Source organism: Pseudorhizobium endolithicum, assembly GCF_902153245.2.
In the GTDB taxonomy this organism is placed as follows: Bacteria; Pseudomonadota; Alphaproteobacteria; order Rhizobiales; family Rhizobiaceae; genus Neorhizobium; species Neorhizobium endolithicum.
The window spans coordinates 91875-116623 of the sequence record NZ_CABFWF030000012.1; the positions used below are offsets into that span (position 1 = coordinate 91875).

Sequence of the window (24749 nt, forward strand, 5' to 3'; positions counted from 1 at the left end):
CCGTCTATCGGGGATTGCACCGGGCTCACGGCGGTCGTAAGCAAGCCGGTGACTTCAGAGTGCAACGGATCGACGATGAGCGAGAATACCTATTTTTCCAGACTTGGCGGCCTTCCGGGGCAGGCGGAACTGCTGTCCAGCAAGGCGGTATTCACCACCGCCTATGCCGTCATCCCGCGTTCCGTGATGACCGATATCGTCACCAGCGTTCTGCCGCACTGGGAAAAGACGCGGGCCTGGATCATCTCCCGGCCGCTGACCGGTTTCTCGGAGACCTTCGCGCAATATGTCATGGAGGTCGAGGCGGGCGGCGGCAGCGAGCGGCCGGAGCCGGATCCTCGTGCCCAGGCTGCGCTCTTCATGACGGAGGGCGAGATGACGGTGGAACTGGACGGGGAGGCGCATGAGCTGAGGGCGGGTTCCTTCGCCTATCTTCCCGCGGGCGCAAGATGGCGCCTGTATAACCAAACCTCTGCTGCCGCCCGTTTCCACTGGATCCGGAAAGCGTTCCAGACGGTAGACGGGCTCGAACCGCCGTCACCGATCTTCACGCACGAAAGCGAGCTGCAGATGGTCGCCATGCCGGATACGGACGGCACATGGGCGACGACGCGTTTCATCGACCCGGCGGATGTCCGCTACGACATGCATGTCAACATCGTGACCTTCGAGCCCGGCGGCACGATCCCGTTCATGGAAACCCATGTCATGGAGCACGGCCTTTACGTGCTCGAGGGCAAGGCAGTCTACCGGCTTAACAAGGACTGGGTGGAGGTGGAAGCCGGAGACTTCATGTGGCTGCGCGCCTTCTGCCCGCAGGCCTGCTATGCGGGTGGCCCCGGCCGTTTCCGCTACCTCCTCTACAAGGACGTCAATCGGCACGTACCGCTTTGGTAGACCAGAATTGTAACGCCTGGCAGTCGCGGCAGGGGACTGGTTCCCCTGCAAGGATGCCGGCTTCACGGGACTGCTAGGACAGCGTGAGGTCTGCCTTCCTGCTTGCCGTCCGCACCAGCAGGCCGTTCGGCAGGTCGTTCTCCCGCACCTTGGCCCGCGCAGCGGCATCGTCCAGGCCGAGGTCGTGCCAGCGGCGCATGAGACGTTCCTCCAGCACCTCCACCGGCGGCATCAGCATGATGGACCAGTCAAAGAGATCCGCAATCTGCGCCCAGCCGGGCCGGTCGAGAAGCAGATAGTTGCCCTCGACAAGAACGATCCGGTCGCCGAGCCCGACTACGTGTGCCGCGGCGATGGCGAGTTCGCGGGACCGGTCGAAGAGAGGAACCAGTACCTCCTCCTCGTTCTTCCGCAACGCTCGGAGAATGTCCGCCAGACCTCGCCGGTCGAAGGTCTCCGGCGCGCCCTTCCGTCTCGCCAGATCTTTTTCCCGCAAGACGCGGTCGTCCATGTGGAACCCGTCCATGGGCACGACGGCCGTGGGCTGTCCGATAGCCCGCAGTGCCTCCGCCAGTTCCTCTACGAAGGTCGACTTGCCGGCTCCCGGCGGCCCGGCGATCGCCACCAGGAATCGCTTTCTGTCTCTCGCTTCGGCGAGAAGTGTTGCCGCAACGGCCTCAGCATCCGGAGTCATGCGGCGACGGGTTCGGCAGGCGTCTTCGCGCCGGTCATGAAGGCGACCGCATCCGACATGCTGTAGTCCTTGGGGTTGATGACGCAAAGACGGCGCCCCAGCCGGTGAATGTGGATCCGGTCGGCCACCTCGAACACGTGCGGCATGTTGTGCGAGATCAGCACGATGGGAATGCCTCGGCGGCGGACATCGAGGATCAGTTCGAGGACGCGGCGGCTTTCCTTGACACCGAGGGCGGCCGTCGGCTCGTCGAGGATGATCACCTTCGAGCCGAAGGCGGCGGCCCGCGCCACGGCGACGCCCTGCCGCTGGCCGCCCGAGAGGGTTTCCACCGCCTGATTGATGTTCTGGATGGTCATCAGGCCGAGCTCCGACAGCTTGTCGCGGGAGAAGCGTTCCATGGCGGAACGGTCGAGCTTGCGGAACCATTTGCCCATCGGGCCGGGCTTGCGCAGCTCGCGACCGAGGAACATGTTATCGGCAATGGACAGCGCCGGAGACAGGGCGAGGTTCTGGTAGACCGTCTCGATACCTGCCTTGCGGGCCTCGATGGGCGAACGGAACTGCACCGGCTTTCCTTCCAGCCGGATTTCCCCCTCATCCGGGGTGATGGCCCCGGAGATCGCCTTGATCATGGAGGATTTTCCGGCACCGTTATCGCCGATCACTGCCAGGATCTCGCCGGGATAGAGATCGAAATCGGCGTTGTCGAGGGCGGTTACCCGGCCGTACCGCTTGACGAGACCGCGGGCGCTGAGAATGGGGTCCTGAACCATCAGCCTGCCACCTTTCTAATCCACTGGTCGATCGCGACCGCCGTGATGATGAGGACGCCGATCAGCAGATAGGTCCATTGGGGATCGGTGCCGATCAGCCGCAGCCCGAGCGAGAAGACGCCGACGATCAGTGCCCCGAAGAGCATGCCGAGGATGGAGCCGCGGCCGCCGAAAAGAGACAACCCGCCAATGACAACGGCCGTGATGGATTCGATGTTGGCAAACTGGCCGGCCGTAGGGGAGACCGAGCCGATGCGGCCGATGAGAGCCCAGCCCGCCAGGGCACAGATGAGGCCGGAAAGGGTGTAGACGGAGACCAGCATGCGCCTGACGTTGACGCCGGCGAGTTCGGCTGCGTCCGGATCATCACCGACAGCATAGACGTGCCTGCCCCAGGCGGTCTGGTTGAGCACGTACCAGAGCAGGGCGACCAGCAGCACCATGGCAATCACGCCATAGGTGAACACGGCTCCGCCGAGACGCAGGTTCTGCCCGAAGAACTGCAGGATCGGTGCCTGTGCCGAGATGTCCTGAGCGCGGATGGTTTCGTTGGCGGAGTAGAGGAAGTTGGAGGCGAGCACGATCTGCCACATGCCGAGCGTGACGATGAAGGGCGGCAGCTTCATGCGCGCCACCAACTGTCCGTTGATCCAGCCGCACAGCGCGCCAACCGCAAAGCCGCAGGCGATCGCAAGCGTCGGCGGCAACCCGTATCGGAAGGTGAACTGGCCCATGACCACCGAGGACAGCACCATGATGGCGCCGACGGAGAGATCGATGCCCGCGGTCAGGATGACCAGCGTCTGCGCTGCCCCGACGATGCCGACGATCGCCACCTGCTGGAGGATAAGCGTCAGTGTGAAGGCCGAGAAGAACTTGCCTCCGAGCACCAGGCCGAAGATAGCGAGCGACAGGACGAGGACGATGAGCGGTACGGCGGCAGGGTTGGAGTGCAGGAAATGCTGGCACTGCTGCAGCCATGTCTTGTCATGGGTCTCGAAGGACGCGACCTCCTTGGCGCTACCCGACAGAACCGTTTCGTACTCGTGCTGATGATGTGCGGTTGCCTGTGGCTCGCCCATGACTTTTCCTCCCAACGGCCCTCTCCCAGGGGTTGATGGCTGACGCATATTACCACGAGTGCGGCGGAGCAGTAGAAATGCCCGGTACATACCGGGGGTGTGGCAAAGCGTGCGGGAAGGGCAGGCTGAGGCTGCCCTTCCCGATCGTCAGAGGGCTGCCGTCAGCCCCAGCACTTATCCATGCCTTCCTTGGTGTCGATGGATTCGACGCCTTCGGCCGGCTTGTCGGTCACCAGCGCCACGCCGGTATCGAAGAAGTTCTTGCCTTCGGTCGCCGCCGGCTTTTCGCCGGTGTCGGCGAACTTCTTGATCGCTTCGATGCCCATGGATGCCATCAGCAGGGGATATTGCTGCGACGTGGCGCCGATGACGCCTTCGGCGACGTTCTTCACTCCCGGGCAGCCGCCGTCGACGGAGACGATCAGCACGTCGCTCTCACGCCCTACCGACTTCAGCGCCTCATAGGCCCCGGCCGCCGCCGGTTCGTTGATCGTGTGAACGACGTTGACGGTCGGGTCCTTCTGCAGAAGGTTCTCCATCGCCGTGCGACCGCCTTCCTCGTTGCCGTTCGTCACGTCATGGCCGACGATACGCGGATCATTCTCGTCTCCGATCTTGTTGATGTCGGCCACGTCGATCCCGAAGCCCTTCATGAAACCCTGGTTGCGCAGCACATCGACGGAGGGCTGCGACGGAGTGAGGTTCAGGAAGGCGATCCTTGCATCCTTGGCCGCATCGCCCAAGGTCGCTGCCGCCCACTTGCCGATCAGTTCGCCGGCAAGCAGGTTGTCGGTCGCGAAGGTCATGTCGGCGGAATCGATGGGTTCCAGCGGCGTGTCGAGGGCGATTACCAGGATGCCCGCATCCCGTGCTTTCTGAACGGCGGGGACGATGCCCTTCGTATCGGAGGCCGTCAGCAGGATGCCCTTGGCGCCGTCGGCGATGCAGGTTTCGATCGCGGCGACCTGGCTTTCGGAATCGCCATCGATCTTGCCGGCATAGGATTTGAGCGTCACGCCCAATTCCTGGGCCTTGGCGGTCGCGCCTTCCTTCATCTTCACGAAGAAGGGATTGGTGTCGGTCTTGGTGATAAGGCAGGCGGATACGCTTTGTGCCTTGGCAGGCGCGCAAAAGGCCACGCCCATTGCAAGGGCTGCAAAGGCGGTAGCGTAGACGGTTTTCCTCATGGTCTCCTCCCAGAGAATACAGGTGGCCGATGGTCGGATGGGGTCTCGGACGCAATCCGGCGGAAAGCCTCCTCCAAAGCCGCCGAACCCAACGCTCAACATTAAGGAAGAAGACCGCAGCCTTGTCAATAAATAATTCGGATTGATTTATTTATCATCCATTGCCAGTCTGTAGGCGGAAATGCTCTGTGCATTCCTGGGAGCGGACCATGTCGGCAAGGGAAAACGTGTTTCAAACAACCTTGGTGTCCCATCAGGGGAGCCTCACTGGCGGCGCCAACCAGGTTCGCGTCCGAGCTTACAACGAGCGGCTGGTCCTGTCGCTCGTTCGCCTGCACGGTTCGCTCTCGAAGGCGGACATCACCCGGCGAAGCGGTCTTTCGGCCCAAACTGTGTCGGTCATCATGCGCTCGCTGGAGAGGGAAGGACTGCTGCTGCGCGGCGAACCGATTCGGGGAAAGGTCGGGCAGCCCTCTATCCCGCTGCGGCTCAACCCGGACGCCGTTTATGCTTTCGGCGTGAAGATCGGGCGGCGCAGTGCCGACCTCGTGCTGATGGACTTCCTCGGCCAGATCCGGCTCCAGCACCACGAGATCTACGCCTATCCCCAGCCAGACCAGATCATGCAGATCATCACGAGCGGCATCGCGGGGCTCGAAGGGCAACTGAGTGCGGAGAAGCGCGAGCGCATTGCAGGCGTTGGCATTGCCGCACCATTCGAGCTGTGGAACTGGGCCGACGAGGTGGGCGCGCCGCCAGGAGCCATGGATGCATGGCGTGATTTCGACCTGCAGGCGGAAGTGGCCGCACGTGTCGGTCATCCGGTCTACCTGCAGAATGATGCGACGAGCGCCTGCGGCGCAGAACTCGTCTTCGGCGTGGGGCCTTCCTATCCGGATTTCATATACTTTTTCGTCGGCTCGTTCATCGGCGGCGGGGTGGTGCTGAATTCGGCCCTTTATTCGGGCCGCACAGGCACCGCCGGTGCAGTCGGTCCCCTGCCGGTGCGCGGCAAGGCGGGCGAAACCCGGCAGTTGCTCGATATCGCCTCGATCTTTGTCCTGGAAAACCTGTTGCGGGAGCGGGGAATGGATCCTCAGCCGCTCTGGTACTCCGCGGACGACTGGATCGATTTCGGTGAACCGCTGGAACTCTGGATACAGGAAAGCGCTGCGGCGCTGGCGCAGGCGATCGTTGCGGCGGCTTCCATTATCGACTTCGGTGCTGCGGTGATCGACGGAGGCTTCCCCGAATGGGTGCGCGAGCGGCTGGTCACGGCAACGATCGAGGCCGTGGCACGGCTCGATCTGCAGGGCGTCATCATCCCGGATATCATCGAGGGCAAGGTGGGTGCTCAGGCGCGCGCGATCGGCGGAGCAAGCCTGCCGATCTTCGCGCGGTATCTCGTCGACCAGAACGTGCTTTTCAAGAACCTGGCCGAGCTCTGATTCCCCCAGGTCAACCGAGGCTGAGGGGAGGGCGGAGGTTTGCTCCGCCCTCGGCTTGCATCAGTTGGACTGCCAGCTCTTCACCAGTTCGTCGTAGTTGACGGTGATCGGCTTTTCCTTCTCGTTCTCGATCTTCAACTGCGGCGCAAGATTGCCCTTGGCTACCGCATCCTTGTTCCAGTATTCGAGATCATGCTCCTCGGCGAGCTTGGGTCCGATGTCACCCTGGACGCCAGCCCGTTCCAGCCGCTGCAGGACCTTTTCCTGCTCGGCGCAGAGCGAATCCATCGCCTCCTGAGCGGTCTTGGCGCCCGAGGACGCATCCCCGATTGCCTGCCACCACAGCTGTGCTAGCTTCGGATAGTCGGGAATATTCGTGCCCGTCGGCGACCACTGGACACGCGCCGGCGAGCGGTAGAATTCGATCAGGCCGCCGAGCTTCGGCGCACGATCGGTGAAGCTCTGATGCTGGATCGAGCTTTCGCGCGTGAGCGTCAGACCGACATGGCTCTTCTTGACGTCGACGGTCTTGGACGTGACGAACTGCGCATAGAGCCAGGCCGCCTTGGCGCGATCGTCGGGCGTGGATTTCAGAAGCGTCCAGGAGCCTACATCCTGATAGCCGAGCTTCATGCCCTCCTTCCAGTAGACACCGTGCGGGCTCGGCGCAAAACGCCATTTCGGCGTGCCGTCCTCATTCACGACCGGCAGTCCATCCTTCACGAAGTCGGCCGTAAATGCGGTGTAGGTGAACATCTGCTGGGCCACTTCGCCCTGTGACGGCACCGGGCCGGATTCCGAGAAGGTCATGCCCGCGGCTGCGGCCGGCGCATAGGCCTTCAGCCAGTCGAGATACTTCTGGATGGCATAGACCGAGGCCGGCCCGTTGGTGTCGCCCCCGCGTGCGACGCAGGAACCGACCGGACGGGAGTTCTCGTCCACCTTGATGCCCCATTCGTCGACGGGAAGCCCATTCGGGAGGCCCCTGTCGCCGTTGCCGGCCATGGAAAGCCAGGCGTCGGTGAAGCGCCAGCCGAGCGAGGGGTCCTTCTTGCCGTAGTCCATGTGTCCATAGACCTTCTTGCCGTCGATCTCGCGGCCGGTGAAGAACTCCGCGATGTCTTCATAGGCCGACCAGTTGACCGGAACGCCGAGGTCGTAGCCGTACTTCTCCTTGAAGTCGGCCTTGTTCTTCTCGTCGTTGAACCAGTCGTAGCGGAACCAGTAGAGGTTCGCGAACTGCTGGTCGGGAAGCTGGTAGAGGTCGCCGTCCGGTGCTGTCGTGAATTTCAGGCCGATGAAATCCTCGAGGTCGAGACCGGGATTGGTGACGTCCTTGCCTTCGTTCGCCATCCAGTCGGTCAGCGAGCGGGCCTGCTGATAGCGCCAGTGGGTGCCGATTAGGTCCGAATCGTTGACATAGGCGTCGTAGACGTTTTCCCCCGACTGCATCTGCGTCTGCAGCTTTTCAACGACGTCGCCCTCGCCGATCAGGTCGTGGGTGATCTTGATCCCGGTGATCGCAGTGAAGGCGGGAGCCAGCACCTTCGATTCATATTCATGCGTGGTGATCGTCTCGGAGACCACCTTGATATCCATGCCGGCGAAAGGCTTCGCCGCATCGATGAACCACTGCATCTCCTTCTCCTGGTCGGCGCGGGAAAGCGACGACATGTCGCCGATTTCGGCGTCCAGGAACTGCTTTGCCTCCTCCATGCCCGCGAATGCGGTACCCGTCATTGCCAGCAGCACGGCTGCGGTCGTTGTCATCAGATGCCGTCGCATATCATCCTCCCAAGGTTGCGATTGCACTCATTCACGTGGAGGCCGGGCTTTCCGCCTCCGTATCCGCTTGCCTCAGACTGTCCTGAACACGACGATCGCGTAGAGGACGCTGAGGGCAAGAGCCCACCACAGGCTGAGGTCGAACAGTCCCAGCCATGCGAGATGGATGAAGGCCGAGCCGAGCAGCGATATGAACAGCCGGTCGCCACGGGTCGTTTCGAAGCGCAGAATACCGATACGGGGATGTCCGCCGGGCCGCGCATATTCCCACACCGCCATGAGGGCGAGGAGGGCGAAAATCGTCAGGAAGAACATTGCCGTGGGAAAGGACCAAGCCATCCAGCCTCCCGGCACGAGCGGCGCGAACCAGTCCCGCTCTCCGTCTTCCACCGGGAGGGACAAGGCCATCCAGAGAGCCGCCGCACAGTAGAGGAGAAGGACGACCCCGAGGGCGATCGGCCAGCGTCGGTTCGAGGCGGATGCTGCAGCCATCATACCCTCCCCAGGGCGAAGCCCTTGGCGATGTAGTTGCGGACGAAATAGATCACGAGCGCACCCGGGATGATGGTCAGGACGCCGGCTGCCGCCAGCACGCCCCAGTCGAGGCCGGAGGCGGAGACGGTACGCGTCATCGTCGCGGCGATCGGCTTGGCGTCCGTGGTGGTGAGCGTGCGCGCGATCAGAAGCTCGACCCAGGAAAACATGAAGCAGAAGAAGGCGGCCACGCCGATGCCGGAGGCGATCAGCGGCATGAATATCTTCACGAAGAAGCGCGGGAAGGAGTAACCGTCGATATAGGCGGTCTCGTCGATCTCCTTCGGTACGCCGGACATGAAGCCTTCCAGGATCCACACGGCCAGCGGGACGTTGAAGAGGCAGTGGGCGATAGCCACGGCGATATGCGTATCGATCAGGCCGAAGGCGGAATAGAGCTGGAAGAACGGCAAGGCAAAGACGGCAGGCGGCGCCATGCGGTTGGTCAGCAGCCAGAAGAACAGGTGCTTGTCACCGAGGAAGCGGTAACGCGAGAAGGCATAGGCGGCCGGCAGCGCGACGGTAACCGAAATCACGGTATTCAAGACCACGTAAATGATCGAATTGATGTAACCATTGTACCAGGAAGGGTCGGTGAAGATCACCCAGTAGTTCCTGAGCGTCGGATTCTGCGGCCAGAGCGAGAATGCCCCCAGGATCTCGGAATTGGTCTTGAAGCTCATGTTGACGAGCCAGTAGATCGGCAAGATCAGGAAGACGATGTAGAGGGTCGGGACGATCCAGGACCAGCGCGGCGTGACGTTCGTGCTCATGGCCTCTCTCCTATCGCTGCGTGTCGTGGCTGGTCATGACGGTATAGAAGACCCATGACAGTAGCAGGATGATCAGGAAGTAGATGATCGACATGGCCGCGGCCGGGCCGAGGTCGAACTGGCCGACGGCCATCTTCACGAGGTCGATCGACAGGAACGTCGTCGAATTGCCCGGCCCGCCGCCGGTCACGACGAAGGGTTCGGTATAGATCATGAAGCTGTCCATGAAGCGCAAAAGCACGGCGATCAGCAGGACCCGCTTCATCTTCGGAAGCTGGATGTAGCGGAAGACGGACCAGCGTGACGCGCCATCGATCTTGGCTGCCTGGTAATAGGCGTCCGGGATGGAGACCAGGCCGGCATAGCAGAGCAGCACGACAAGGCTCGTCCAGTGCCAGACGTCCATGATGATTACGGTGGCCCAGGCATCCACCGGATCCTGCGTGTAGTTGTAGTCGACGCCCAGCACGCGCAGGTAATGGCCGAGAAAGCCGATATCGACGCGCCCGAAGACCTGCCAGATGGTGCCGACGACGTTCCAGGGAATGAGCAGCGGCAATGCCATGAGCACGAGGCATACCGGTACGCCGATCCCGTGCTTCGGCATGTTCAGCGCTATGAAGATGCCGAGCGGAATCTGGATGGCCAGGACCACGAAGGAGAAGATCAGGTTGCGACCGAGAGCATCCCAGAAGCGGCCGGAATGCAGGATGTCGCGGAACCAGTCGGTGCCGGCCCAGAAGAACTCGTTGTTGCCGAAGGTATCCTGCACCGAATAGTTCACGACCGTCATCAACGGCACGATGGCCGAGAAGGCGACGAGAAGCAGTACCGGCAGCACCAGGAACCAGGCTTTGTTGTTCCACGGCTTGTCCATGGTCAGCCTCCCGCCTCTACACGCCAGGAGTCGGCGTAGATGTTGATCCCGTGCGGCTCGAAGACGACCCGCGGATCCGCAGGAATTTCCTGATCTTCGGAGATGATGGCGGCGAGCGGCACGCCTTCGAACAGGGCGCGGACGATCTTCTGTCGCCCGACGTCCTCCACCTTGGTGACCTGTATGGGCAAGCCTTCCCTGCCGATGCGGACGTATTCCGGACGGATGCCAAGTTCCACCCTTGCTTCCGGTACCACGGTGGGGCCGGAGGAGAGCGGGATAGTCTGCCTTCCCACCGTTGCGGAGGCTCCCGACAGTTCCGCCGGCAGCAGGTTCATGCCCGGTGATCCGATGAAATATCCTACGAACGTATGGCGGGGCTTTTCGAAAAGCTCGACCGGTGTGCCTATCTGCACGATCTCGCCCTCGTACATCACCACCACCTTTTCGGCGAAGGTCAGCGCTTCCGTCTGATCGTGGGTCACATAGACCATCGTGTGGCCGAACGTCTGATGCAGACGCTTCAACTGCGAACGCAGTATCCACTTCATATGGGGGTCGATGACCGTCAGCGGTTCGTCAAACAGGATGGCATTGACATCGCTGCGCACGAGGCCGCGGCCAAGCGAGATCTTCTGCTTCTGGTCCGCCGTCAGGCCGCGTGCCTTGCGGTCGGCCCAATCCACCAGGTCAATCATCGCAAGCGTCTCGCGTACCCGGCGATCGACCTCTGCTTCGGGCACCTTGCGGTTCCGCAGCGGGAAGGCGAGGTTGTCGTACACCGTCATGGTGTCGTAGATCACGGGGAACTGGAAAACCTGCGCTATGTTCCGGCTTTCGGTGGGAAGGCGGGTGACGTCGCGGCCGTCGAACAGGATTCGCCCCTCGGAGGGCGTCAGCAGGCCGGAGATGATGTTGAGCAAGGTGGTCTTGCCACAGCCGGACGGGCCGAGAAGGGCATAGGCTCCGCCGTCCTCCCACTGGTGGTGGACTTCCTTCAGCGCGTAATCCTTTTCTGCGGAAGGTTTGGGCCCGTAAGCGTGCCGGATATGGTCGAGGGTAATCCGCGCCATCGCTACACGTCCTCCCGGGCATTGCTGAGAGCCCTGCCGTCCGTTCCGAAAGCCATGACATGGCGGCTGTCGAGGAAGATCTCGATCTCCCGGTCCGGCGCGATCTCGTGGACGCCGTGCTCCAGCATGACCCAGCGATTTCCGAGGAAGTCCACATGGACGAAGCTTTCCGAGCCGCCGATTTCGGAGACCAGCGTGGTGACCGGCAGGCGCGTTGCGGTATCGGTAGGCGGGCGCAGGGACAGGTGGTGGGGCTGGAAGGCGATCGTCAGCGGCCCGTCCGGGACGGCCGACAAGTGTGGCGGCAGGGCGATCACCTCGCCTCCCCGGGTCACCAATCCCGCTTCCGACTTCCCCACTTCGATCGTGTTGAGAGGAGGATCGGCAAAGGTCCTTGCCGTCAGAAGATCCGCCGGGCGGCGATAGACGTCGATGGTCCGTCCGAACTGCGTGATCCTTCCCTGGCTGAGGGTGGCGGTGTTGCCGCCCAGCAGCAGCGCCTCCGTCGGCTCGGTCGTCGCGTAGACGAAGATGGTCCCCGACTCGGCGAAGATCTTCGGAAGCTCCAGGCGCAGTTCCTCGCGCAGCTTGTAGTCGAGGTTGGCGAGAGGCTCGTCGAGCAGGACCAGGCTGGCATTCTTGACCAAGGCCCGCGCAAGCGCCGTCCGCTGCTGCTGCCCACCCGAGAGGTTCAACGGGGTCCGGTCCAGATAGGGTGTGAGCTTCAGCAGGTCGGCGGCGCGCCGCACCTCGCGGTCGATCGCAGCCTTGTCCCTTCCGGCAATACGCATCGGGGAGGCGATGTTCTCGTAGACGGTCATCGCCGGATAGTTGATGAACTGCTGATAGACCATGGCGACGTTGCGATCCTGTACGCGAACGCCCGTCACATCTTTGCCGTCGAAATGGATGGAGCCGCCGGTCGGCCTGTCGAGGCCTGCCATCAGGCGCATGAGCGACGTCTTACCGGAAAGCGTCGGTCCCAAGAGGACGTTCAACGTTCCCCGTTCAAGTGCAAGGTTGGTCGGATGAACATGATGTTCACCAGCCACCACTTTTTCGACGTTTCGCAGTTCCAGCATTACGGTTCCCGGGCCTCCTCCTCCGCGGGGACCACATGCGGCTAGCCGACGGATGCCGCCGGCACAGCAGCCATGTATTCCTCCAATGCATTCACCTGTTCTGCGGAAAGGCGCAGACCCTGCTTGGTCCTGCGCCATAATACATCTTCGGCTCGGTCCGCCCATTCGTGGACCATCAGCCAATCTACCTCGATGCCGTAGAGATCACCCCCGAAATGTTGCCCGAGGTCATTTCCGGATCGCGCCTGGCCAAGCAGATCGAAAGCTGCCGTTCCATACGCCCGGACGAGGCGCTCGGCATGGGGTCGGTCAAGGAAGGGATAGGCCGACGAAAGCCGGCGAACCTGTTCCTCGTAGCCCTGGACGGGAAAATCCCCGCCAGGCAGGCGGCTTCCGGCTGTCCACGCAGCACCTATGGCGCCGATCCGCTCACCGATCTTCTCCAGGGCATGCTCCGCAAGCCTGCGATAGGTGGTCAGCTTGCCGCCGAAAACGTTGAGGAGCGGGGCACCTTCGATATCTTCGACCTTCAGGACGTAGTCCCTGGTCGCCTCTTGGGCCTTCGATGCGCCGTCGTCGTAGAGGGGCCGGACGGCGGAATAGGTCCATACGATATCCTGCCGTGTCACGGGTGCGGCAAAATACTCGCTCGCCGCGGCGCACAGATAATCGATCTCGTCGGGACTTATTCCGACGTCCGCCGGATCGCCGTGGAAATCGCGGTCGGTGGTGCCGATCAGCGTGTAGTCCTTTTCGTAAGGGATGGCGAAGATGATGCGGTTGTCGGGATTCTGGAAGAAATAGGCGCGTGGATCGGCGAACTTCTTCTTCACCACGATGTGGCTGCCCTGCACAAGCCTCACATTCCGGCGGTCGCCGTATCCGAGCACGCCGGCCAACACCTGATCAACCCAAGGACCTGCAGCATTGACAAGCATGCGTGCCGTCAGCGTGCGCCGCGTGCCGGTATTGCCATTCTCCACCGTGATGACCCAGGCGCCGTTCTCCTGCCGCGCCGAGACGACTTTCGTGCGGGCGAGGATCAGCGCGCCGCGATCTGCCGCATCCCGCGCGTTGAGGACGACGAGGCGGGCATCGTCGACCCAGCCGTCGGAGTATTCGAACGCCTTCGTGAAGAGCGGCTTCAGCGGCCTGCCCGCCGGATCGCGCCTCATGTCGAGGCTCCTGGTCGCGGGAAGCAGCTTGCGGCCGCCAAGGTGATCGTAGAGGAAGAGGCCGAGGCGGATCAGCCAGGCGGGACGCACTCCGCCCTTGTGAAAAGGCAGGACGAAGCGCATCGGCCAGATGATGTGCGGCGCCATCGCCCACAGAACCTCGCGCTCCATCAGCGCTTCCCGGACAAGGCGGAACTCGTAGTATTCGAGGTAACGGAGGCCCCCGTGAATCAGCTTGGTGGAACCGGAGGAGGTGCCGGAGCCGAAATCCTTCATCTCTGCAAGCGCGACCTTGTAGCCCCGGCCGGCGGCGTCACGGGCAATCCCGCATCCGTTGATGCCGCCGCCAATCACGAAGATGTCGAACTCCGGGTCAGTCACATGCGGTTCCAGTATTTCGGGTATTTTCTGATATGGGCTTGGATCGAAAGTCTCTCCACTTCATATGAAGTTCAATCGAATGTCAAATGAAACGTCTCCCCACTAGTTCACCGCATTCGTCTCGATGAGGTCGACACCGTTCTCGTGGCAGAGGCGACGCAGCGAGGGAATTGGGCAGCTGTCGGTAATGAACGTCTTCACCTGAGTGATCTGGCCGATGCGCACCGGAGCCGTCCGTTCGAATTTGGTTGAATCGGCAACCAGGATAACGTGGCGGGCGTTGGCGATGATCGCCTGGGCGACTTTCACCTCGCGGAAATCGAAATCGAGCAGCGCACCGTCCGCATCGATGGCGGAGGCGCCGATGACGGCGAAATCGACCTTGAACTGACGAATGAAATCGACGGCCGCCTCGCCGACGATGCCGCCGTCGGAACCTCGCACGACGCCGCCCGCAATGATCACTTCAATGGATGGGAGTATCCGCAAGCGGTTGGCGACATTGATGTTGTTCGTGATGACCATCATCTCCTGATGGTCGGTCAGCGCTTCGCCCACGGCCTCTGTGGTCGTCCCAATATTGATGAACAGGGAGGCGTTGTTCGGGATGAGCCCGGCCGCCGCCAGACCGATCGCCTGCTTCTCCTGGGCGGCGATCTTCCGGCGAGCCTCGTACTGCATGTTTTCGGTGGAGCTTGGAAAGGTGGCTCCGCCGTGGATGCGGTTGAGGAGCTGCTGATCGCACAGATCGTTCAGGTCCTTGCGGATCGTTTGCGGCGACACGGAGAAGCGTGCCGAAAGGTCTTCCACGAGGATGCGGCCCTGAACTTTCGCAAGTTCGACGATTTCCGCCTGCCTGGGAGTGAGGAACATGAAGTAGCCTTTCGTTTGGCTTCGCAACGAAAGGCCGCATCATGAACGAGATCGAAAGTGAAAGCCAGCGCCTGAACCGGCGCCGGCATGGTGGTTCTAATGCTGCTTGTCCCCGGCGCTTTGGCCGTCAGCGCTACGGGAACGCTCTTCGAAGCGATCCGGGCCTTTGGCAAGGTCCGATCCTTTCTGATGCTCGACCCGCTGTTCTTCCTTCGCGGCGCTTTCCTCGAGGCCGCGAGCGGATTGCTTGCCAGCCCCGGTCGGTGCTCGTTCGGTACCCATTGTCTCCTCCATGGGATGAATGATGGCAAACGCGCGAACGGTCCGCGTGTTCCGGAGCCGAAGGAACCGCCATTGCTTTCAAGCATTTCAACTCGCTACCGGTGTGGCCCGCGGAGAGAGTGCCGAGCAATGGTCGAGAATGAAGCAAGCTGGAAAGCAGGAACGGATTTCGGTCGCGAACGAGCCCATCTGTTCAGGCGTCTGCGTCGCCTGAACAACCTGGCCCGTTTCCTGGACACGGCTTTACGCGTTCCCGGCACGAGCACCCGCCTAGGCGCGGATTCCCTGATCGGGCTGTTGCCTATCGTCGGCGACGCCAGCGGCGCCATCGTCGGACTCGCCATCGTCAACGAAGGACGCAGGCTCGGCCTGCCGTCGGAGAAACTGGCGCGCATGCTGACGAACATTGCCGTGGATGCGGTTGTCGGCGCCGTTCCGTTGCTCGGAGATGCCTTCGACATCTATTTCAAGGCGCACCGACGCAATATCGGCATCATCCTCGAGCACTTTGGGGTCGATGCCACCGATCTGGAAAGTCCCGGCCGCGAGCGGCGGCAGGGACCGTCTTTCGATGCTAGCCCAAGAAGTCGGCGCGGTGGGGCGTGAAGGAGTCGACGAGACGACCTTCCTCGAGCGCCTTCACGCCGTGGACGACGTTCGACGGGACGATGAAGGCGTCGCCGGCTTCCAGGACATCCACCCTGTCGCCGACCGTCACCTCGAAGCGTCCTGCCGCCACGTAGCTTGCCTGAACGTGAGGATGGGAGTGGGGAGCGCCTATTCCGCCCTTCTCGAAGGCGAACTCCACCATCATGAGTTCATCGGTATGCAGGAGAACGCGGCGGCGGTTGCCGCTGCCGAGATCGGTCCACTCGCCCTCGCTCTTCCGGCAAAAGATCTTTGCTGCAGTCATGTCGAAACCTCGCAGATCAAGCGCCTATCGCAGCGTTTCCATGGGGACGGCATCGACGTCGGTGTAGTCGACGTTATCTCCAGCCATGGCCCAGATGAAGGCGTAGTTGGCGGTGCCGCATCCGGAGTGGATTGACCAGGGCGGTGAAACGACCGCCTCCTCGTTGGCCATGACAATGTGGCGGGTTTCGGTCGGTTCACCCATGAAATGAAAGACGCGTGCGGTCTCGGCCAAGTCGAAGTAGAGATATGCCTCCATCCGCCGGTCATGGATATGGCAGGGCATGGTGTTCCATACCGAGCCCGGCGCAAGTTGCGTCATCCCCACCACCAATTGGCAGGTCTTGGCGCCTTCCGCATGGATGAACTGGAAGATCGAACGCTCGTTGGAGGTGGCTTGGCTGCCGAGATCGAGGCGCTTCGCATCGCAGATGCGGATGAGCTTGGTGGGGTATTTCTGGTGCGCCGGGGCACTGAGAAGATAGAACTTCGCCGGCGCGGATGCGTCGTCGGAGGAGAAGGATACCTTGCTCCCCATGCCGACATAGAGCATGTCCCGGCTATCGAGCGCAAACGTCTCGCCGTCGACCAGGATCGAACCCTTGCCGCCGATGTTGACGGCGATCATCTCCCGGCGGTCGAGGAAGTTCGCGGTTCCGGTAGGCTTTATGGCCTCGAGCTCCAGCGCCGATCCCTGCGGGGTGGCGCCACCCACGACCATGCGGTCATAGTGGGTATAGGTGAGGTTGATACGACCGGGAACGAACAGACCGCCGATATGGAAGTTGGCGCGCAGTTCGGCGCTACCCATGCGCGCGCCTGCTTCCGGGTCGAAGGCCTGGCGGATGGAATAGTCTGTGTGGCTCGATGTCATGACATCCTCGCTCTGGGGGTTGGGCAAAGGGCGCTCAGCGAGCGGCCGTGGATCCGAAGCGGTATTCCGCCTGCTGGTCTGTTAGTCGCTCGCGATAGCGTTGCTGGCTCTCGCTGAGATGAGCCCGCATCGCCGCACGCGCGGCATCGGCGTCGCCTGCGGAGATCGCCCTCAGGATTGCGAGATGCTCACGTTGCAGCATCACCTGGTATTCCCGGGAGAGTATGCTCTCCGTCCCCCAGGGAGAGGTGATGTCGCAGGGGATGGCGCGCATGCCGAGTGCGTCGAGAACCTCGACATAGAACGGATTGTTGGTGGCTGCGGCGATGGCGCGATGAAACATGAAATCGCTGCGGCCGGTGGCCTCGCCGAGGGCCAACAGGCGATCGAACTCGAAGAAGGCCTCGTGGATGGCGGCCTCCTGGGCGGCGTTCCGCCGGGCGGCGGCGAGGCCGGCGCTTTCGATCTCCAGCCCCATCCGCACCTCGATGACGTTGAGGGCGTGGGAAATCTTCATGCCGATTTCCTGGGTGATCGAGGCGAAGGCCATGACGGGGCGTTCGCAGACAAAGACGCCTGCTCCCTGCCGCGATTCCACAAGACCGTCGGCGGCCAGATTGGCCACAGCTTCCCGGACGACCGTACGGCTGACCCCGAAGGTTTCCGTCAACTGGCTCTCGGTGGGAAGTTTTTCCCCCCCGCGCATTTCACCGGAAATGATCTGCGAGCGAAGTGTAGAGGCAACCCTCTCGGATAGCTTCGGCTTTCGCTCGACCTTCAGGGACGCAGGGAGATCCGCCGCCATGTCAGGACCTATCGAAATACGCTCGGCAGCCACAGCGATATGGCCGGCACATAGGTGACGAGACCCAGCACGACGACCCCGGCCAGATAGAAAGGCCAGATCGAGCGCATGGCCTGCCAGACGGTTATCTTGCCCACCGCACAGGCGACGAACTGCACCGCGCCCACGGGCGGAGTGTTGAGGCCGATGCCGAAGTTCAGGATCATGATGACGCCAAAGTGGACCGGATCGACCCCATACGCCTGCGCCACCGGCAGAAAAATCGGGGTTGCGATGATGATCGTCGGGCCCATGTCCATGAAGGTGCCCAGGAAGAGCATCAGGACATTGAGAAGCAACAATATGATCAGCGGATTGTCTGAAATGGTATTCATCCAGGCGATCAACGCCGCGGGAACCCTGAGGAAGGCCATCAGCCACGAGAACGCGGCTGCCATGCCGATGATGAGCAACACCATCGCCGTGGTGCGTACGGCGCCCATCGTGGCGTGAACGAAGCCTTCCCACGTCATCTGCCGGTAGACGAAGACCGTAATCAGCAGCGCGTAGATGACGGCGATGCAGGAGCTTTCAGTTGCCGTGAATATGCCCGAACGGACGCCGCCGAAGATGATGGCAATCAGCAGGAGGCCGGGGATCGCGACGGCTCCGAGCTGAAGCGCGACCTGGAAGCCTGGGAAGGATTCCACCGGGTACCCACGGCTGCGGGCGACAAAATAGGCGGTGATCATCAACGCGAGCGCGAAGAGGAGACCGGGGATAACGCCCGCGGTGAAAAGATCGGCAATGGAAATCTTCCCGCCGGCGGCGATGGAGTAGATGATCATGTTATGGGAGGGCGGCAGGAGCAGGGCGATCAACGCGGCCATGGAGGTCACGTTTACAGCATAGTCTGCGCCGTAGCCCCTTTCCTTCATTTGCGGGATCATCAAACCACCGACGGCGGCTGCCTCCGCAACTGCCGAACCGGAAATGCCACCGAAAAGGGTTGCGGTCACGATGTTGACCTGACCCAGGCCGCCGCGCACATGGCCCACGAGGGATGCGGCGAATGCCACGATCTTCTGGGCAATGCCGCCGCGAACCATCAGGTCGCCGGCATAGATGAAGAAGGGAATGGCAAGCATCGAAAAGACGCTCATGCCGGAGTTCAACCGTTGGAAAACGACCAGCGGGGGAAGTCCGATATAGGCTACGGTGGCGAAGCTGGCGACGCCAAGGCAAAAAGCAATCGGGGTGCCGATCAGCATCAAAAGCGTGAAGACGCCAAAGAGGATCCAGTATTCCATGAGCATCAAGCCTTCACGTTCGCGGTGTCGAGTTCGGCCGCCACTTCCGCAGGCGGCGCCTCATCCAGGATATCGTCGATGGGGGCACCGGCGAGCCTCAGCACGATCCGCTCCAGGGTGAACAGCACGATCAGGAAACCACCGCCGACCAGCGGAGCGTAGTCCCAAGCGCCTGAAATGCCGAGCGACGGCAGTGTCGTGTTCCAGGTCAGCAGGATGAGCTGCCAGCCGTACCAGATCATGCCGACGCCGAAGGCGAATGCGACGATGTCAGAGATCATGCGCAGCCATTTCTTGCCGCTGCCGGGCAGGACGTAGAGCAGAACGTCGAAGCCGAGATGATAGTTTTCCCGCACGCCAACCGCCGAGCCGAGGAAAATGAACCAGCTCATCAGCATGACAGCGCCGGGCTCGGTCCAACTGGGGGAGTCGTTGAGGACGTAACGGCAGAAAACCTGCCATGCCACGAACGCGGTCATCAGGACGAGGCCGATGCCGGCGCTCCAGAGCGCGAGGGTATTGATGCGGCCAAGAAAGCCGGCAGCAGCTTTGAGGGGATCGGACATGGTGCGCTCTTATGCTGATTCACCGGAGTGCAGTTTCGTCGGCAGGAGTGCCTGCCAGATGGAGGAGGACGGCTGAAGAACAACCGTCCTCTTCGGCCGTTACTGAACAGCCTTGATGTCTTCGACCATCTTGACGAGGACAGGATCTGTCACGTGCTTGGCGTAGACGGGGGCCATGGCATCGATGAAGCCCTGTTTCTCCGGCGTCGTGATCTGCGCACCCGCCTCTTCAACGATCTTGCGGGACTCGCTCACCTTCGCTGCCCAAAGCTCGCGCTGCTTGGCGACACTGTCTTTTCCGGCCTGGCGAAAGATTTCCTGATCCTCAGGCGTCAGCTGGTCGAAGGCAGCCTTGTTCATCACGAAGACTTCCGGAAGGATGGTGTGCTCGTCGAGCGAGAAGTGCTTGGCCACCTCGTAGTGCTTGGCTGTGTCGTAGCTCGGGAAGTTGTTCTCCGCTCCGTCGATGACGCCGGTTTCGATCGAAGAATAGACCTCGCCATAGGGCATCGGCGTCGCGTTGGCGCCGAGGGCGGCGACCATGTCGACGAAGATGTCCGACTGGATGACGCGGAACTTCAGGCCCTTCATGTCTTCAACGCTGTTGATGGGTTTCGTCCTGTTGTAGAAGGAGCGAGAACCCGCATCGTAGAAGGCCAGGACCACGAGACCGGCTCCTTCGAAGGCGGTCTTGATCTGATCGCCGATGGGGCCGTCCATGACCTTGTGCATGTGTTCTTCCGAGCGGAAGAGGTAGGGGAGGGCCGGAACGATTGATTCCTTCACCGTGCCGTTGAAGGGAGCCATGGAAACGCGGTTGAGTTCGAGAACGCCGGAGCGAACCTGCTCGATCGTATCCTTTTCCTCGCCGAGCTGGGCGGAGTGGTAGACTTCTACCTCGTAGCGGCCCTCGGTTCGCTCCTTGATCAGCTCGCCGAAATATTTCACGCCCTCAACGGTCGGATATCCGTCCGGGTGAGTGTCCGATGACTTCAACACTGTTTGCGCCAGCGCGGTGCTAGCAAACAGCGTTGCTGCGACCGTGAAGGCAGCAGCGACCTTTCCAAAATGCAACATGATGTTCTCCTCCCGTTTGTGTCGGCGCCCTACGCGCCAGTCAAAGCCGATACGCCTTCTTTGCCAGCGTATAGGCAAGCTCCTTGGCCAGATCGAAGGCTTCCTCTTCCCTCAACCTGTGTTCGGCGACGAGGCGCGCCAGGAAGGCGCAGTCCACTCGTCGCGCGATATCATGGCGCGCCGGTATCGACGGGAAGGCGCGCGTGTCGTCGTTGAATCCCACCGTGTTGTAGAAGCCGGCGGTCTCCGTTGTCATTTCGCGGAAACGGCGCATGCCTTCCGGACTGTCATGGAACCACCAAGCAGGACCAAGCTTGAGGGCCGGGTAGACCCCTGCAAGCGGCGCCAGTTCACGGGCATAGGAGGTTTCGTCGAGTGTAAAGAGGACGACTGTCAGGTCCTTTTCCAGCCCGACCGCGTCCAGCAGCGGCTTCAGCGCGCCCACATAATCGGTGCGGGTCGGGATGTCGAAGCCCATATCGCGCCCGTGGCGCGTCATCATGGCGGGCGAATGGTTGCGCCAGGAGCCGGGATGGATCTGCAGGACGAGGCCGTCGTCCAGGCTCATCTTCGCCATCTCGGTCAGCATCTGGCCGCGGAACAGGCGGCGATCGGCGGCCTCGGCCTTGCCGCTGCGCACCCGGTTGAAGAGGGCGGACGCCTCCGCCGTCGACAGGTTCGCCGTGTCGGCCGTGGCATGTCCATGGTCCGAGGACGTGGCGCCGAAAGACTTGAAATATGCCCGCCGCTGGCGATGGGCAGCGAGATAGCCGGACCAGGTGCCGGTATCTTCGCCGGTCAGTTGCCCGAACTGGTCGAGATTGGCCGGGAAACCCTCGAAATCCGGATCGACCACCGCATCCGGACGATAGGCCGTGACGACCCGTCCGTCCCAGCCGCTGTCACGGATCATCCGGTGCCAGCGGAGATCGTCGAGGGCGCCTTCCGTGGTCGCGATCACCTCGATATTGAACCGCTTGAACAGCGCCCGCGGTCGAAACTCCGGCTGGCGCAGCTTGTCCGCGATCTGCTCGTAGCTGGTCTCCGCGGTCTCCGGTCCGAGAGGTTCGTGGATCTGGAACAGCGAAGACATGACATAGTCCATCCAAAGCCGGGTCGGGGTGCCGCGGAAGAGATGGTAGTTCTCGGCAAAGAGCCTCCAGATCCGGCGACCATCGGCTTCCACCGGAGAGCCGTCCAGGCGGCGCACGCCGAGATCCTCCAAGGCAATGCCTTGACTGAAAAGCATGCGAAAGATGTAGTGATCCGGGACGATCAGCAACTGGGCGGGGTCGGCAAAGGCTTCGTCGAGGGCGTACCAGCGCGGGTCCGTGTGACCGTGCGGACTGATGATGGGCAGGCCGGCGACCGTCTGGTAAAGCGCGCGCGCCGTCGCCCGGATGCCGGGGTCGGATGGAAACAGGACGTCCGCATGTACGAGTGAAGTCATTCCGGTTGCCGCTCCTCCTCGGCCAAGAAAGGGCTAGAGCAGCAGGGGCCGGTATGTCAACATACAAAAATACGTATTTTGTATGATGACTTGAAATAGGAGTGGGAGGGGAAATGCGAATTGGTGTGATTGGATTGGGCATGGCGTCGGTACCGCATGCGCAGAGCCTTCACGACATGGAAGGTAGAGTGAAGGTCGCGGCAGCCTTCAGTCCCAGTGCAGATCGGCGCGAGGCTTTCGCCCGCCGATGGGGAATGCCGGTTGTTGAAGACGTCGACACGATCTTCGACAAGTCATCCATAGACGCAGTTCTCATCCTGACACCGCCGAACACGCACCGCGAGCTCGTGGAACGGGCGGCGGCATCCGGCCAGCACGTGTTGCTGGAAAAGCCGCTTGAGGTGTCCTTCACCAATGCCGAGGCATTGGTGAAGGCCGCCGAGAAAACCGGCGTCACCCTGGCTGTCGTGCTGCAGCACCGGTTCAGGCCCGTCAGCGTCGCGCTGTCTCAGATGGTTTCCAATGGCCGGCTCGGAGAGGTGGTGAGCGCGTCCGCCAAGCTCTCCAACTGGCGGCCTCAAAGCTATTACGATCAGCCGGGTCGCGGCACCAGGGCAAGGGACGGCGGCGGAGTTCTCCTGACCCAGGGGATCCATACGCTCGACCTCCTGATTTCGGTGGCTGGCCTGCCGGTCGAGGCGATGGCCTATGCCGTGACGACACCCGTTCACCGGATGGAAACGGAGGATCTCGTTGCCGGAGCGGTGCGTTTCGAGAATGGTGCGATAGGCACCGTGAGCGCAACGACCTGCGCCTATCCCGGCGTTCCGGATTCCATCGAGGTGATCGGAACGAAGGGCATGGCGCGGATCGAAGGTGCGACGCTCATCGCGAAGTTCCATGACGGCTCAGACATCGAGATGGACGATGGAGAGGTCGGAGGTGGTGCCGGAGCCGATCCCATGGCCTTCTCCCACATGCATCATCGAGCGGTGATCGAGGATTTCGTCGACGCGGTGCAGCGCGGCAGGCCACCACGGGTCAGCGGGAGGGAGGCGCTCAAGGTCCACCGCCTGATCGGTGCCCTGTTGCGATCTGCCGAAACGGGTCGTCGCGAACCGGTCTGAGGCTCAGCCGCTTCCGCTGAACGTCCGGACGAAAAGCGCGCGGAACTCGCTCATCGGAAGCGGCGGCCGGTCGTCGTCCGGAAGCGTGCCCCGCGGCCAGTCCCATGAGGCCGTATGCTCGATGGCAGCCGGCGGACCGATGATGTGGATCGGGACATCCCGGGAGGCGTCCTCGCCGGTAATGATGGCGGCCGGCTGGTGATCGCCAACGATGACCATCACCGTATTCCGGCCACGTCGCTCGATATAGGACGAGAGCGTTTCCAGCACATAGTCGAGGCATGCGAGGTAATGCTGCCGGACACGGCCGGGATCGGCCCAGAGCACTGCCGGCGGTTCCCCGGCGAGCGCCTGCTCGTCAAATATGCTGCCGTCCCCGACGTCGTCCCAGTCGATCATCTGCGGAACGGGAGTCCAGGGCGCATGGCTGGAGATCAACGCGATCTGCGCCATCACGGGGCCACTCCTTCCCGACCGTTCCAACCGTTCGAAAGCCGATAGTGTGTACTGGTCGGGCATCGTCACCCAGTTGAACGGCTTGCCGCGATAACCCAGTCCCTCTGCGTCTCGGACCCTGTCATAGCCGAAATACGCGCTCTCCGGCCAGGCCATCGTTATGGCGGGCATGATCGCCGTCGTCCGCCATCCGGCCCGTCGGAAGAGGGCATTGATGGTCGGCCGCAGGCTGGCGGTCATCCGGTCGTAGCGCAACTGGCTGTCGGTCCAGAGACCGGAAAGAAGCGCCCCATGCGCAAGCCAGCTGAGACCCGAGACGGTGGGGGATGTCAGCCAGCCGCTGCGGGCTTCCAGTCCGGCTGCTGCTGCGCTTGCTTCCATCTGCGCCAGTCTTTTTCGGATGCTGCCTGCATAACGCTGATCCGAAAGTGCACTTCTTCCGTAGGATTCGACGAAGATGAACAGAACATCCGTTCCCTCCAGCTTCGAGAAAAGCTGTTGCGGAGGCAGGGCGGCAAGGGGGTCTGTGGCGAGCTCGTGTTGGAATTCGGCGAGGTCCGCCATCGATTGGCGGATCATCGAGACGCGGCTCAGAAGAAGGGGTAAGGCATCTGCGGATACGCGGGGAATCGACGGAGGCAGGAGGAGTATGACGCACCCCAGGAGCAAAGTCCCGGCCATCGCGGCTGCGAGAACGCGCGAGGCTTGAGCCGGAATCTGCCGGAATCCCGCCAGTGACCGGAAGAGAGTTGCCGCGATGAGCAGGCATGCCGCTATACCTGCCGCAAGGGCAAGAGCCGCCTCAGTCCGCCCGATCGAGCGGCTCAGGAGATCCCAGCCATCGCTGATGATCTTCAGATCCAGATAGGGGTTGAACGGTCGCTGGAACGCGGCCTGCGTCCCGAGGTCCGCCAGCTTCAGCAAAAGGAGAAGGATCAGGATGGAAACCACCGCAGGCCGGAGGATTGCAAAGCCGGCCCGAGGCAGCAGGAGCGCGGCAAGGGCGATCGCCGGAAGTTCCAGTGGAATGCCGAGCCACCCGCTGAAGGAAAAATCCGCAAGCCGGCTCGGAAGGTCAAGTATGGCCGCCATGACGGTGAAAGCGATGGCTATCCTCCGCCATGCGGACCTGCCCGAGCCGCCTTTCCGGCCATGGTCGCCGGCTCTTCCCCGCTCCGGGGTCCGAAGTTTCTTGTCGATATGTTCGGTCATTGAGCATGCCAAAGGCGCAACCGCTGAGGCGATTTTGCGCCGTCCGGCCTGATCGCGGCGGT

The 24749-nt window shown here is 62.1% G+C and carries 23 protein-coding genes and 3 pseudogenes; 4 read left to right on the forward strand and 22 right to left on the reverse strand.

What is annotated here, in order from left to right:
- Positions 1 to 75 precede the first annotated feature (75 nt).
- The gene (locus tag RTCK_RS10250) at positions 76 to 897 is read left to right on the forward strand and encodes a bifunctional allantoicase/(S)-ureidoglycine aminohydrolase (protein WP_142592733.1); all 822 of its coding nucleotides are present in this window, start codon (positions 76 to 78) and stop codon (positions 895 to 897) included.
- Positions 898 to 970: 73 nt separating this feature from the next.
- Here the strand turns inward: RTCK_RS10250 and RTCK_RS10255 are convergent, their stop codons facing one another.
- The 4 genes from RTCK_RS10255 to RTCK_RS10270 all read right to left on the reverse strand — a co-directional run bounded on the left by RTCK_RS10255 (position 971) and on the right by RTCK_RS10270 (position 4636).
- On the reverse strand, positions 971 to 1591 hold the full coding sequence (locus tag RTCK_RS10255) for a nucleoside triphosphate hydrolase (protein WP_142592734.1): 621 nt from the start codon (positions 1589 to 1591) through the stop codon (positions 971 to 973).
- Complete coding sequence (locus RTCK_RS10260) at positions 1588 to 2367, reverse strand: ATP-binding cassette domain-containing protein (RefSeq protein ID WP_142592735.1); 780 nt, start codon at positions 2365 to 2367, stop codon at positions 1588 to 1590. The genes RTCK_RS10255 and RTCK_RS10260 overlap by 4 nt, the downstream gene beginning before the upstream one ends.
- Entirely contained in the window at positions 2367 to 3449 is a 1083-nt protein-coding gene (locus tag RTCK_RS10265) for an ABC transporter permease (protein ID WP_142592736.1), read from the reverse strand. Before RTCK_RS10265 ends, RTCK_RS10260 begins: the two co-directional genes overlap by 1 nt.
- Before the next feature lie 161 nt (positions 3450 to 3610).
- Positions 3611 to 4636, reverse strand: a complete 1026-nt coding sequence (locus RTCK_RS10270; protein WP_142592737.1) for a sugar ABC transporter substrate-binding protein — start codon at positions 4634 to 4636, stop codon at positions 3611 to 3613.
- Positions 4637 to 4845: 209 nt separating this feature from the next.
- On the opposite strand from RTCK_RS10270, the gene RTCK_RS10275 reads away from it, so the two are divergent.
- The gene (locus tag RTCK_RS10275) at positions 4846 to 6084 is read left to right on the forward strand and encodes an ROK family transcriptional regulator (protein WP_142592738.1); all 1239 of its coding nucleotides are present in this window, start codon (positions 4846 to 4848) and stop codon (positions 6082 to 6084) included.
- A gap of 60 nt (positions 6085 to 6144) precedes the next feature.
- Here the strand turns inward: RTCK_RS10275 and RTCK_RS10280 are convergent, their stop codons facing one another.
- The 10 genes and pseudogenes from RTCK_RS10280 to RTCK_RS10315 form a co-directional block, all read right to left on the reverse strand.
- Positions 6145 to 7869 (reverse strand): ABC transporter substrate-binding protein, encoded by a 1725-nt coding sequence (locus RTCK_RS10280; protein WP_142519547.1) that lies wholly within the window; start codon positions 7867 to 7869, stop codon positions 6145 to 6147.
- Between the two features lie 72 nt (positions 7870 to 7941).
- On the reverse strand, positions 7942 to 8361 hold the full coding sequence (locus tag RTCK_RS10285) for a DUF2160 domain-containing protein (protein ID WP_142592739.1): 420 nt from the start codon (positions 8359 to 8361) through the stop codon (positions 7942 to 7944).
- Positions 8361 to 9176, reverse strand: coding sequence for a carbohydrate ABC transporter permease (locus tag RTCK_RS10290; protein WP_142592740.1), 816 nt, complete (start codon positions 9174 to 9176; stop codon positions 8361 to 8363). The genes RTCK_RS10285 and RTCK_RS10290 overlap by 1 nt, the downstream gene beginning before the upstream one ends.
- Before the next feature lie 10 nt (positions 9177 to 9186).
- The gene (locus tag RTCK_RS10295) at positions 9187 to 10053 is read right to left on the reverse strand and encodes a carbohydrate ABC transporter permease (protein WP_142592741.1); all 867 of its coding nucleotides are present in this window, start codon (positions 10051 to 10053) and stop codon (positions 9187 to 9189) included.
- Between the two features lie 2 nt (positions 10054 to 10055).
- Positions 10056 to 10298: pseudogene (locus tag RTCK_RS21215) on the reverse strand (ABC transporter ATP-binding protein); the annotation flags it as partial.
- A gap of 30 nt (positions 10299 to 10328) precedes the next feature.
- Positions 10329 to 10391 (reverse strand): annotated as a pseudogene (locus tag RTCK_RS21220) (hypothetical protein); the annotation flags it as partial.
- Positions 10373 to 11126, reverse strand: a pseudogene (locus tag RTCK_RS10300) (ABC transporter ATP-binding protein); the annotation flags it as partial. The pseudogenes RTCK_RS21220 and RTCK_RS10300, both read right to left, overlap by 19 nt.
- A gap of 2 nt (positions 11127 to 11128) precedes the next feature.
- Complete coding sequence (locus RTCK_RS10305; RefSeq protein WP_142592743.1) at positions 11129 to 12208, reverse strand: ABC transporter ATP-binding protein; 1080 nt, start codon at positions 12206 to 12208, stop codon at positions 11129 to 11131.
- 41 nt (positions 12209 to 12249) lie between these two features.
- Entirely contained in the window at positions 12250 to 13764 is a 1515-nt protein-coding gene (gene glpD, locus RTCK_RS10310) for a glycerol-3-phosphate dehydrogenase (protein WP_142592744.1), read from the reverse strand.
- A gap of 102 nt (positions 13765 to 13866) precedes the next feature.
- Positions 13867 to 14637, reverse strand: coding sequence for a DeoR/GlpR family DNA-binding transcription regulator (locus tag RTCK_RS10315; protein ID WP_142592745.1), 771 nt, complete (start codon positions 14635 to 14637; stop codon positions 13867 to 13869).
- Between the two features lie 411 nt (positions 14638 to 15048).
- On the opposite strand from RTCK_RS10315, the gene RTCK_RS10320 reads away from it, so the two are divergent.
- Positions 15049 to 15525, forward strand: a complete 477-nt coding sequence (locus tag RTCK_RS10320; RefSeq protein WP_142592746.1) for a DUF4112 domain-containing protein — start codon at positions 15049 to 15051, stop codon at positions 15523 to 15525.
- On the opposite strand, the gene RTCK_RS10325 is transcribed toward RTCK_RS10320, so the two are convergent.
- The 7 genes from RTCK_RS10325 to uxaC all read right to left on the reverse strand — a co-directional run bounded on the left by RTCK_RS10325 (position 15494) and on the right by uxaC (position 21892).
- A complete protein-coding gene (locus tag RTCK_RS10325) occupies positions 15494 to 15832 on the reverse strand; it encodes a cupin domain-containing protein (RefSeq protein ID WP_142519557.1) in 339 nt (112 codons plus the stop codon). The genes RTCK_RS10320 and RTCK_RS10325 overlap by 32 nt on opposite strands.
- Before the next feature lie 24 nt (positions 15833 to 15856).
- Positions 15857 to 16705 carry a 5-dehydro-4-deoxy-D-glucuronate isomerase gene (gene kduI, locus RTCK_RS10330; protein ID WP_142592747.1) on the reverse strand — a complete coding sequence of 283 codons (849 nt, stop codon included), beginning with the start codon at positions 16703 to 16705 and terminating at the stop codon, positions 15857 to 15859.
- Between the two features lie 34 nt (positions 16706 to 16739).
- Positions 16740 to 17510 carry a FadR/GntR family transcriptional regulator gene (locus RTCK_RS10335; RefSeq protein WP_142592748.1) on the reverse strand — a complete coding sequence of 257 codons (771 nt, stop codon included), beginning with the start codon at positions 17508 to 17510 and terminating at the stop codon, positions 16740 to 16742.
- Between the two features lie 8 nt (positions 17511 to 17518).
- On the reverse strand, positions 17519 to 18799 hold the full coding sequence (locus tag RTCK_RS10340; protein ID WP_142522787.1) for a TRAP transporter large permease: 1281 nt from the start codon (positions 18797 to 18799) through the stop codon (positions 17519 to 17521).
- Between the two features lie 5 nt (positions 18800 to 18804).
- A complete protein-coding gene (locus tag RTCK_RS10345) occupies positions 18805 to 19365 on the reverse strand; it encodes a TRAP transporter small permease (protein ID WP_142519560.1) in 561 nt (186 codons plus the stop codon).
- Positions 19366 to 19464: 99 nt separating this feature from the next.
- Positions 19465 to 20442: a TRAP transporter substrate-binding protein gene (locus tag RTCK_RS10350; protein ID WP_142519561.1), complete on the reverse strand. Its 978-nt coding sequence runs from the start codon at positions 20440 to 20442 to the stop codon at positions 19465 to 19467.
- Between the two features lie 40 nt (positions 20443 to 20482).
- Positions 20483 to 21892, reverse strand: a complete 1410-nt coding sequence (uxaC, locus tag RTCK_RS10355) for a glucuronate isomerase (RefSeq protein ID WP_142519562.1) — start codon at positions 21890 to 21892, stop codon at positions 20483 to 20485.
- Positions 21893 to 22032: 140 nt separating this feature from the next.
- On the opposite strand from uxaC, the gene RTCK_RS10360 reads away from it, so the two are divergent.
- A complete protein-coding gene (locus tag RTCK_RS10360) occupies positions 22033 to 23019 on the forward strand; it encodes a Gfo/Idh/MocA family protein (protein WP_235988660.1) in 987 nt (328 codons plus the stop codon).
- A 3-nt stretch (positions 23020 to 23022) separates the two neighbouring features.
- Here RTCK_RS10360 and RTCK_RS10365 read toward each other — a convergent pair whose 3' ends face one another.
- Entirely contained in the window at positions 23023 to 24687 is a 1665-nt protein-coding gene (locus RTCK_RS10365; protein WP_142592750.1) for a sulfatase-like hydrolase/transferase, read from the reverse strand.
- Between the last annotated feature and the right edge of the window lie 62 nt (positions 24688 to 24749).